The sequence below is a fragment of the Roseateles oligotrophus genome (genome assembly GCF_014204525.1).
GTDB classification, from domain to species: Bacteria; Pseudomonadota; Gammaproteobacteria; order Burkholderiales; family Burkholderiaceae_C; genus Paucibacter_A; species Paucibacter_A oligotrophus_A.
The window spans coordinates 21,232-30,061 of record NZ_JACHLP010000016.1 but is presented as its reverse complement, the minus strand read 5'-3'; the positions used below and the strand labels follow the sequence as shown (position 1 = coordinate 30,061).

Below are 8,830 nucleotides of genomic sequence, written 5' to 3'. Positions count from 1 at the left end.
CATCGGCCCGGTGACCAGTTGGTCAAGCAACTCGGCTGGGATCTGGAATTGCGGCTTCGCCGCCTGTTCCGCCGTAGCGGTGGTTTTTGTCTTGCGTGGCATTCATGCTCCTTGTCGACATGCTATGCCTCACACACAAAGTTTCTGACAGGCTCAAAAAACAGGAGGCTGTGGAAGAACTGCGAGCGCTGGCTCAACACCAGCTTGCAGTTTGTCCACTTGGCGTTTCTGGCGATCCTGCTCAGGAGACTTTGAACACGTTCTTAGATCAGCGAAGCCCGTGCTCGGGAACTCAGGTCGATATTTCGCCGTCCTGAACAGGCTCTCCACGTAAGCGTTGTCGTCGCTCACGCGAGGCCTGGAATAACTCGGCTTGACGCCCAACCAGTGCAGCATCGCCAGCACCGTCGTCGCCTTGAGCGTGGCTCCGTTGTCCCCGTGCAGCACGGGCCTGTCCTCACGCGGCACCGCGTGGATGTCCTCCGCCAGCGCTGTTCTCTGGACCAGCCGCGCAGCATGCTCGGCATCGTCGCTGTCATGCACTTCGAAGCCCACGACCTTGCGGCTGAACACATCCAGGATCAGGTATAGGTAGTACCAGCGTCCGGCCACGTGCGAAGGCAGGTACGTCATGTCCCACGACCACAGCTGCCGCGGCGCGGTAGCCACATGCGTGCTCGGCGGGCGGCTCTGACGCGGCGCCCTGGCGCGACCTCGGTGACGTGTCTGGCCCTGTGCGCGCAGCACGCGCTGGAAGCTTGACTCGCTGGCGATGTACTGGCCTTCGTCGGCCAGCATGGGTACGATGCGCGCCGGCGGCAGGTCAGCGAAGCGCGGCTCGTTGGCCACGCTCACGATCTGCTCGCGCTCTTCGGGGGTCAAGGCGTGCGCGGGTGTCGGGCGCACCGCATCCGGCCTGCCATCGCCCGATACAAGGCCGTCCTGGGCCTTCCAGCGCTGCAGCGTGCGCGCAGCGATGCCAACGACTTTGCACGCCTCGCTCAGCCGGGCACCGGCCTGGCAGGCGGCTTCGATGTTGCGGGCATGTTCTTGGCGATCTTCCAGGCCGATCATTCGTCCTGATCCTGCGCGTTTCTTTGGAAGATCGCCGCCGTTTTTTTTGAAAGCACCAGCAGTGCTGCCGCCTCCGCCAAAGCCGATTCCTTGCGCCGAAGCTCGCGCTCAAGCTCCTTGATACGGCGCCGATCCGCCTTGGTCTGCGACGGGCTCGCCCGCATCTCTTCGGGCGCCGCCAGCGACTGCGTGGCGCTGTCCTTCCATTGCTGCAGCTGATGCGCGTACAGCCCGTTCTCGCGGCACCAGGCGTTGCGGGTGACCTCGTCCATCGCCGCCGTGGCAATCACGGCCTGCAGCCTCGCTGCGGCTGTCCACACCTTGTCTTGCGCGGGCTTGCCCAGAGACTGCGCGCGCCACTTCTCCAGCGTGCTCACGCCCACACCAATCTCACGCGACACCACCTCCGGCGATGCGCTCTCCGGCGGCAGCATGCGCGCTACCGCTCGGTCTTTGAATTCTTGTCCGTATCGAGCCAACTCGTTCTCTCATCTGCGCCCCCCATTTTGAATCTATGGAGACGACAGGTATTTTGACGCGGGGGGTGATCACGCCGGCCTCGCCCACGCGCTGCCAGGGCAGGCCCAGCACCAGGGCGTCGAACTGGGTTGGGCTCAGCCGTGCCGGATCAGCCCAGCCCAGCCGCACGAAGCTGCCCTGGTTGAGTCGCCGCGCGGCCAGCCAGATGCCGATGCCATCGTGGATCAGTACCTTCATGCGGTCTCCCCGTCGGTTGGTGAAGATGTAGGCGTGGTGCGGATGGGCGGCGCCGAAGACGGCGACCACGCGACCCAGCGCGGTGTGGGTGCCGGCACGCATGTCCAGAGGCAGGGGCGACAGCCAAAGGGCCTCGAAGCGGATCACCGCAGCAACTCACGCAACCAGGCCGCGCACTCGGCCGCGGCGCTGCCGGGCCAGCTTACGCTGATCGTCGTGCCGGCGCGTTGCAGCTCGATGCGGATGTCCTGGGCCGCCGGCGCCGCGGGCAGGGGCAGCGCGATGAAGCTCGGCGCAGGCTGCTGTGGTGCCGACGACAGCACTGCAGCGGGATTGCCCTCCGATTCCTGCACCCATTTGCGCAGCATATTGGCGTTGAGCCCATTGGCCAAAGCAACCGCCGCCATCGAGACCCCGGGCTGCTTGCAGGCCCGGATGACCGAGGCCTTGAACTCAGCGCTGTGCTTGCGCCGCTCTCACCACTGAAGTGTCCATGTGTCCGCGAAGAAGTTAAGCGGACACGAGGCTCCTACGACAGCGCCTTGGAATCAAGATGACTTGGCCGGACGGATACTGACAGTACACCTCAGCCAGTCAAGAGATGACTTGGCTGGACACTTACGGAAAAGCACCACAGCAAGCACCGTGATCGCTTGCAGCCTGTCGATTTCAGGACGATAGGCCGAGCTCGACGCTTATTACAGCGGGAGATCCTCACAATGCACACCCAACGTTGGCATGGCAACGGAGGCGGGGGAATTGAAAGTATCGCGGGCCATCCTGCCCCTCACAAGTTTTCATTAAATGAGCCCACCCTGGCCGATTCGAATTCACTAACCACGGCCCGCAGGACCCGACACACCTCCGCGTCAACTACCGCAACGCCGAGTTGCTGAGCCTGCTTCAACCAGGCGACGAAATCCGTATCGCCGGGACTATGATGGATCTGGGCCACATTGAGCCCACAGATGGGAGTCGGTACCAGGCGGTCGGTGACTGCCAGCAGTTCTTCGTACAGTTTCTCGCCGGGCCGCAGCCCGCTGAAACGGATTTTGATTTCATCCTCACGAAAGCCCGAGAGCCGCACCATGTCCCGCGCGAGATCGGCGATTAGCACCGGTTCTCCCATATCGAGCACATAAACTAGGCTCGTGCCCCCGAGCGCCGCCGCCTGCACCACCAACCTCGCCGCCTCCGGGATGGTCATGAAGTAACGGGTAATGTCCGGGTGGGTGACGGTGACCGGCCCGCCCTTGGCGATTTGTTCCTTGAACTTGGGAATAACGCTGCCGCTGGAGCCCAAGACATTGCCGAAGCGGACGGCCATGAATTTGGTGGCGTGACCTTGGCCTGCCATATGGCTGATCACCAACTCCGCAGCACGCTTGGTGGCGCCCATCACATTGGTGGGGTTTACGGCCTTGTCGGTGCTGATGAGCACAAATCGCTCGACCCCATGTTCTGCCGCTGCCGTGCAGGCGTGGAAGGTGCCCAAGGTGTTATTACGCAGGCAGGCCCAGGCGTTGTCCACCTCCATCAAGGGCACATGTTTGTAGGCCGCCGCGTGAAAAACGATTTGCGGCTTGTACTTGCCGAAGGTGTAGCGCAGATGCTCCAGGTCCTTCACGTCGCCCACCAGACGCACCAGGGGGATGCGCGGGAACTTCTCGCTCAGCTCCTGCTCGATCGTGTAGAGCGCAAACTCGCTCATCTCGTAGAGCACGATCTTGGATGGGCCATAACGGGCCACTTGCCGGCACAGCTCGCTGCCAATGCTGCCGCCGGCACCGGTGATCAGTACCACCTTGTCGTTCAGGCATTCGCTGATGCCGGCCTCGTCCAGTTGCACCGGCTCACGGCCTAGCAAGTCTTCGGGCTGGATGTCGCGCAGCTGATCGACCTTGCTACCCGCCATCAGCTCGGCACTGCTGGGCACGGTCAGTACAGGCAGCCCGGTCTTGCCGGCCAACTCCAGAACCTGGCGGCGCTTGGCTGCTTCGGCCGAGGGCATGGCCACGATGAGATGGGTGATGCCGTGCAGTTCGGCGAAGCGCTCAACTTCGCTCAGAGGACCTAACACGGGAATACCGGCCACGCGCGAGTCCTGCTTGGCTTTGTCGTCGTCCAGCCAACCCACCACGGTCCAACCCTGGTGCTGAATGCCGGCCACCAGCAGGCGGCCGGCCTGGCCCGCACCCAGTACCAGGGCACGATGAGTCTCGGTCGCGCTGCCGTTGATGCGGGCGCGCAGATGCTCGTACAGCATGCGGTAGCCCAGGCGCATCATGGCCAGGCCGATGATGCTGAAGACGGGGTGCAAGGCCAGCACCGAGCGCGGCACGGCCTGCAGCTGCGCCATCAGGATGACGACGGCGCCAACGATGCCGGCAGCCGCGCAGGCCAGGGTTACTCTTTGCACCTCGCCAAAGCCGCTGAAGCGCCACATGCCCTTGGGCACCTTGAACAGCCACAGGCTCAGCAGATAGAGCGCGACCAGACCCGCGATGACCCAGCCGTCATAGTCGGGGCGAGCCGAGGTCCAACGTTCGAAGCCCAGGCGGAAGAGATAGGTGGCCTGCCAGGCCAGAAAGATCATCAGACCGTCCAGTGCCAGGGACAAAGCCTCGCGGCGCGGGCGGATGCGGGTCAGGAATGCGTCGAGTGATTGCCAGAACATAGGGCGGTATTGTCACGGCAAGGCGAGTCGGTTTCGGAGCGTGATAACAACGTTGATAATTGAAGCAAATCACGGAGAGCCTCAGCATGGGACACGCCGCTTTGAAAAAGCCCGCAATGGATGCCGCCGAGTACCTCGCCTGGGAAGCTCTGCAGGCCGAACGACACGATTTCGTGAATGGCGAGGTGTTTGCGATGGCGGGGGCCGAAGACAGGCACGTGACCGCCAGCCTCAATGTTGCAATGGCCCTGCGCCAGCACCTGAGCGGCAGCCCCTGCCGAACTTTCATGGCCGATATGAAGGTGCAAAGCCAGGCGGGTGAGAACTTCTTCTACCCCGATGTGCTGGTGACCTGCAGCGAGGTGGATCGCGCCAGCCCCATGGTCAAACGCGAACCCAAGTTGATTGTGGAGGTGCTGTCGCCCAGCACCGCCGCCTATGACCGGGGAGAAAAGTTTGCGCAATACCGCAGCATTGCTTCGTTAGAAGAAGTGGTGTTCATCGATTTGGATTCGCGGCGCTGCGATGTCTATCGCCGCAGCACGGCGGAACTGTGGGTCCTGCACCCCTTCGACGCCAACGCCACCGTGGACTTGGCCAGTGTCGAGCTAAGCCTTGCCCCGGATGTTTTATTTGCCGAAATAGAAGGCTGAACTATTTCCGGGCAATCGCCCGCAAGGTTTTCAAAATCAGCCCGACATCACCCCAAAAGCTGCGCTCCTGCACATAGCGGCAGGCATAGGCCAGTTTGGCCGGCATGATGACTTCGACATAGGTTCGCTCGGGCTCCGTGGACTGGGCCAGTAGGCGGCTCTCATCGCGATACTCAATCGAGGCCGTATCGGTGATGCCCGGCCGCAGCGACAACACAAGCTCACGCTGTTCCGGCGTGTAGAGCGCCACATAGCGCGGCACCTCGGGGCGCGGGCCAACCAAGCTCATGGCGCCACGCAAGACGTCCCAGAGCTGCGGCAGCTCGTCCAGCTTGGCGGCGCGCAAGAGGCGGCCGCTGCGGGTGATGCGCGGGTCCTCACCCACCGTGATCTGCAGGCCCGCGTTGTCCACCCGCATGCTGCGGAATTTATGGATGTAGAAAGGCCGGCCAAAGCGCCCCACCCGCTCCTGCCGGAACATCACCGGGCCGGGCGAGTCCCATTTGATCCACAGCGCCAGCAGAATCAGCAAGGGCAGCAGCAAGAGCAGGCCCAAGCCCGCACACAGGATGTCGAACAGCCGCTTGGCCACTGTCAGCTCAAAGCAATGCGGCGCACGGCCGCAATCACCCGCTGCACATCGGCGTCCGTCATCGCGGTGTAGAGCGGGATGCTGATGCTGCGCTCGTAGGCTTTTTGCGAGTGCGGGAACTGCTCGGCCCTCAAGCCATAACGGTCACGCCAGTAGGGCTGCAGATGCAGGGGGATGTAGTGCACGCTGCAGCCTATGCTGGCGGCATACATGGCCTCGATGAAGGCGTCACGGGCGATGCTGGCCTCGTCGCTGAGGCGCAGCACATAGAGATGCCAGGAGTGCACATCGCCTTCCGGCGCTTGAGGCGGCAGGATCAGAGGCAGGTCCGCAAAGGCATTGTTGTAGGCCGCGGCGATTTGCTCACGCCGAGCCTGGAAGGCGCCGATGCGCTTGAGCTGATGAATCCCCAGAGCCGCCGCGATATCGGTCATGTTGTACTTGAAGCCGGGCGCCACGATTTCGTAGTACCAGCTGGGCACGGTGGCGGTAAAGCGGTCAAAGGCATCGCGGCTCATGCCGTGCAAACGCATCACCCGGGCCCGCTTGGCCAGCTCGGCATTGCGGGTCACCAGCATGCCGCCCTCGCCCGTCGTCATGGTCTTGTTGGCGTAAAAGCTGAACACCGTGGCGTCGCTGCCCATGGTGCCTATCAGCTCTTTTTCCAATGTAGTCGGCAGGGCATGGGCCGCGTCCTCCAGCACGCGCAAGCCATGGCGGCGGGCGATGTCCAAGATGGCAATCATGTCCACCGCCAAGCCGGCGTAGTGAACAGGGATGATGCAGCGGGTCTTGGGCGTGATGGCAGCCTCTACGAGCTTGGGGTCGATGTTCAGCGTCAGCGGGTCGATGTCCACCAACACCACATCGGCACCCAAGTAACGCACCACCTCGGCGGTGGCGGTGAAGGTATGGGTGGTGGTGATGACCTCGTCGCCCGGGCCTATCCCCATGGCCTCCAAGGCCAGATGCAGGCCGGCCGTGGCCGAGTTGACGGCGATGCACTCCAGCTGCGGCTCGTTCAGAAAGGCGGCGAAGTCGGCCTCGAAACGCTTGGCCTTGGGGCCGGTGGTGACCCAGCCGGAGCGCAAGGTGTCCACCACCTCATTGATTTCGTCCTCGCCGATTTCGGGCAGGGCAAAGGGCAAGAAAGGCAGCTCGGATTGGGGAAGTTCAGCACTCATGGTTTTTCAATCAAGCACAGCACATGGCTGCGCAGCAAGGGCAGGCTGTTGAACAGGGAATAAGCGGCGGGGTGAAGTTTGCTGCAGACCCAGCGCGCCAGCGGCGGCGCCAGGGTCAGGCGCTGGCTGCGCAAGCGCCCTGCCGGGAACAACTCACGCACGCGCCGCAGCGGCACCCCGCGCACATCCGGGTTGCGGGGACTGTCGACGATGAAGTCATACCAGAGCACGGCCCCACCCGGCTTGAGCCAGCGCCACATGGCCGCGGCCAGCGCATCTTGCACACCGTCGTTCAGCAGCGAGGAGAACACGGTGGATTGCAGCAGCAGGTCCTGGCTGGCCTCGGGCACGGCGGCCGTCGAGGCATCGCCCAGGTGCAGGCGCACGCCATCCGGCAACAGGGGCCGAGCCAGGTTCAGGCGCTCAGGCAGCAGCTCGATGCCGATCAGGTGTTCGGGCCGCAGGCCCAGGCGCAGCATCTCCAGCAGATTGCCGCCGGCGCCACAACCCACCTCGGTCAGGCGCCAATCGGCCGGCCGGCCCGGGCGACTGGCCAGCAGGCGCAGCATCGCGCGCTGGCGCTCCTGCAGCATCTGCCAAACCTCGGGTCTCAGCAGGCTGTAGCGGTCCTCCAGCTGCGCTTGGGCGCGCTTGGCATAACGGCTGGCCACTTGTTCCAGCTCCCGCCCATGCTCGTTTTGGCTCACGGCTCAAGCGCCTTCAAAAAGCGCTGGGCCAGGATAGGATAAGTATGCTGAGCCAGCACAAAGGCGCGGCCGCGCTCGCCCATGGCCTTCAATGCCTCGGCCGGCTGGGCGGCCAGGCTCAGCACGCCGGCCTCCACCGCCGCAGCGTCCTCGGGCGCCACGGTCAGGCCGGCCCCAGCCTCGGCCACCGGGTCGTTGCCGGCCTCCACCGAGTGCAGCACCGGCCGGCCCGCCATCATGTAGTCCATCAGCTTGTTGGGCGCGATGCCGAAGCGATAGATGGGCGTGCGCTGCCAGCCGATGTAGGCGATGTCGAAATGCTGCAGCAGGCTGGGGATCTGTTTTTTGGGAATGGGCTCGAACAAGGCCACATTGCTCAGGCCTTCGGCCTTCACCCGCTCAGCCAATCTCGTCTTCTCATGCCCGCCGCCCACCAACACGATGGCCAGTTGAGGCGCGCTTGTGTGCAGACGCTTGGCAGCGTCCAGCAACACATCCAAGGCATTGGGCAGGCCATGCGATCCGGCATAGCCCAGCACCCGGCGGCCCTGGGCGCGCTGCTCGCGCAGATGACTCAGCAGCGCCCCCTCGGCCAGGGGTTCGGCGGCCGAGGTCCATTCATCCAGCGTGATGCCGTTGGGCACGATCGTTAGCTTGGCCAGATCCAGGCCGTGTGCGGCCATATGGTCGTGCACCTTGGGCAGCATGGAGACCACCGCATCGGCATCGCGGTAGGCCTCGTTCTCGGCCTTCTGGCACAGCAGGGCAAAGGGGTGGTAGGGCGACATGCCCGAGAGCTCGATGGGCGAGAGCGGCCACAAATCATGCACCTCGTAGACCAGCTTGGCCCGCGCCATTTTTGCGATGCGGCGCGCCACCCAGACGTCCATGGGATAGGTGCTGGAGGCGATCACCACATCGGGCGCGAAGTCGCGCGCCAGCACATCGGCATCGCGCCAGACCTGGCGGCAGAAGGACCAGATATTGCGCAGCCGGCCCAGGCCATTGCCCTGGTAGGCGGGGGTCTCGTACCAGCAGTAGTTCACGCCCTCGATGATCTGTACGCCGGGCTGCGCTTCCTTGGCCCGCACATGCGACTGGCTTGAGCCCAGGATCAAGACCTGATGTCCCATGCGCCGCCATTCCCGCGCCAGATAGAAGGGGCGGAACTCCATGCCGTGCTGGGGCGAACCAGCGTAGTGGTTGATGAGCAGTATCTTCACGTC

Annotated in this window: 7 protein-coding genes and 3 pseudogenes; 2 read left to right on the top strand and 8 right to left on the bottom strand. The window is 63.8% G+C overall.

Annotation, left to right across the window (positions count from 1 at the left end; genetic code table 11):
• Positions 1-156: 156 nt before the first annotated feature.
• Positions 157-255: pseudogene (locus tag HNP55_RS23630) on the top strand (IS5/IS1182 family transposase); the annotation flags it as partial.
• Positions 256-264: 9 nt separating this feature from the next.
• Here the strand turns inward: HNP55_RS23630 and HNP55_RS23625 are convergent.
• From HNP55_RS23625 to HNP55_RS23610, 4 genes and pseudogenes are all read right to left on the bottom strand, one after another.
• Positions 265-1,553: pseudogene (locus HNP55_RS23625) on the bottom strand (IS3 family transposase); the annotation flags it as partial.
• On the bottom strand, positions 1,465-1,938 hold the full coding sequence (gene tnpB, locus HNP55_RS23620) for an IS66 family insertion sequence element accessory protein TnpB (protein WP_184304810.1): 474 nt from the start codon (positions 1,936-1,938) through the stop codon (positions 1,465-1,467). The gene tnpB and the pseudogene HNP55_RS23625, both read right to left, overlap by 89 nt.
• Positions 1,935-2,252 (bottom strand): annotated as a pseudogene (locus tag HNP55_RS23615) (transposase); the annotation flags it as partial. The pseudogene HNP55_RS23615 and the gene tnpB, both read right to left, overlap by 4 nt.
• Before the next feature lie 326 nt (positions 2,253-2,578).
• Positions 2,579-4,468 (bottom strand): polysaccharide biosynthesis protein, encoded by a 1,890-nt coding sequence (locus HNP55_RS23610; protein ID WP_184304808.1) that lies wholly within the window; start codon positions 4,466-4,468, stop codon positions 2,579-2,581.
• Between the two features lie 86 nt (positions 4,469-4,554).
• Here HNP55_RS23610 and HNP55_RS23605 point away from each other — a divergent pair, with 86 nt between their 5' ends.
• Positions 4,555-5,121 carry a Uma2 family endonuclease gene (locus tag HNP55_RS23605; protein WP_184304806.1) on the top strand — a complete coding sequence of 189 codons (567 nt, stop codon included), beginning with the start codon at positions 4,555-4,557 and terminating at the stop codon, positions 5,119-5,121.
• Position 5,122: 1 nt separating this feature from the next.
• Here the strand turns inward: HNP55_RS23605 and HNP55_RS23600 are convergent, their stop codons facing one another.
• The 4 genes from HNP55_RS23600 to HNP55_RS23585 are packed head-to-tail and all read right to left on the bottom strand — an operon-like array spanning position 5,123 to position 8,827.
• On the bottom strand, positions 5,123-5,713 hold the full coding sequence (locus HNP55_RS23600) for a sugar transferase (RefSeq protein WP_184304804.1): 591 nt from the start codon (positions 5,711-5,713) through the stop codon (positions 5,123-5,125).
• A gap of 2 nt (positions 5,714-5,715) precedes the next feature.
• On the bottom strand, positions 5,716-6,897 hold the full coding sequence (locus tag HNP55_RS23595; protein ID WP_184304802.1) for a DegT/DnrJ/EryC1/StrS family aminotransferase: 1,182 nt from the start codon (positions 6,895-6,897) through the stop codon (positions 5,716-5,718).
• Complete coding sequence (locus HNP55_RS23590; RefSeq protein ID WP_348648752.1) at positions 6,894-7,604, bottom strand: class I SAM-dependent methyltransferase; 711 nt, start codon at positions 7,602-7,604, stop codon at positions 6,894-6,896. Before HNP55_RS23590 ends, HNP55_RS23595 begins: the two co-directional genes overlap by 4 nt.
• On the bottom strand, positions 7,601-8,827 hold the full coding sequence (locus HNP55_RS23585) for a glycosyltransferase (RefSeq protein WP_184304800.1): 1,227 nt from the start codon (positions 8,825-8,827) through the stop codon (positions 7,601-7,603). Before HNP55_RS23585 ends, HNP55_RS23590 begins: the two co-directional genes overlap by 4 nt.
• Positions 8,828-8,830 lie beyond the last annotated feature (3 nt).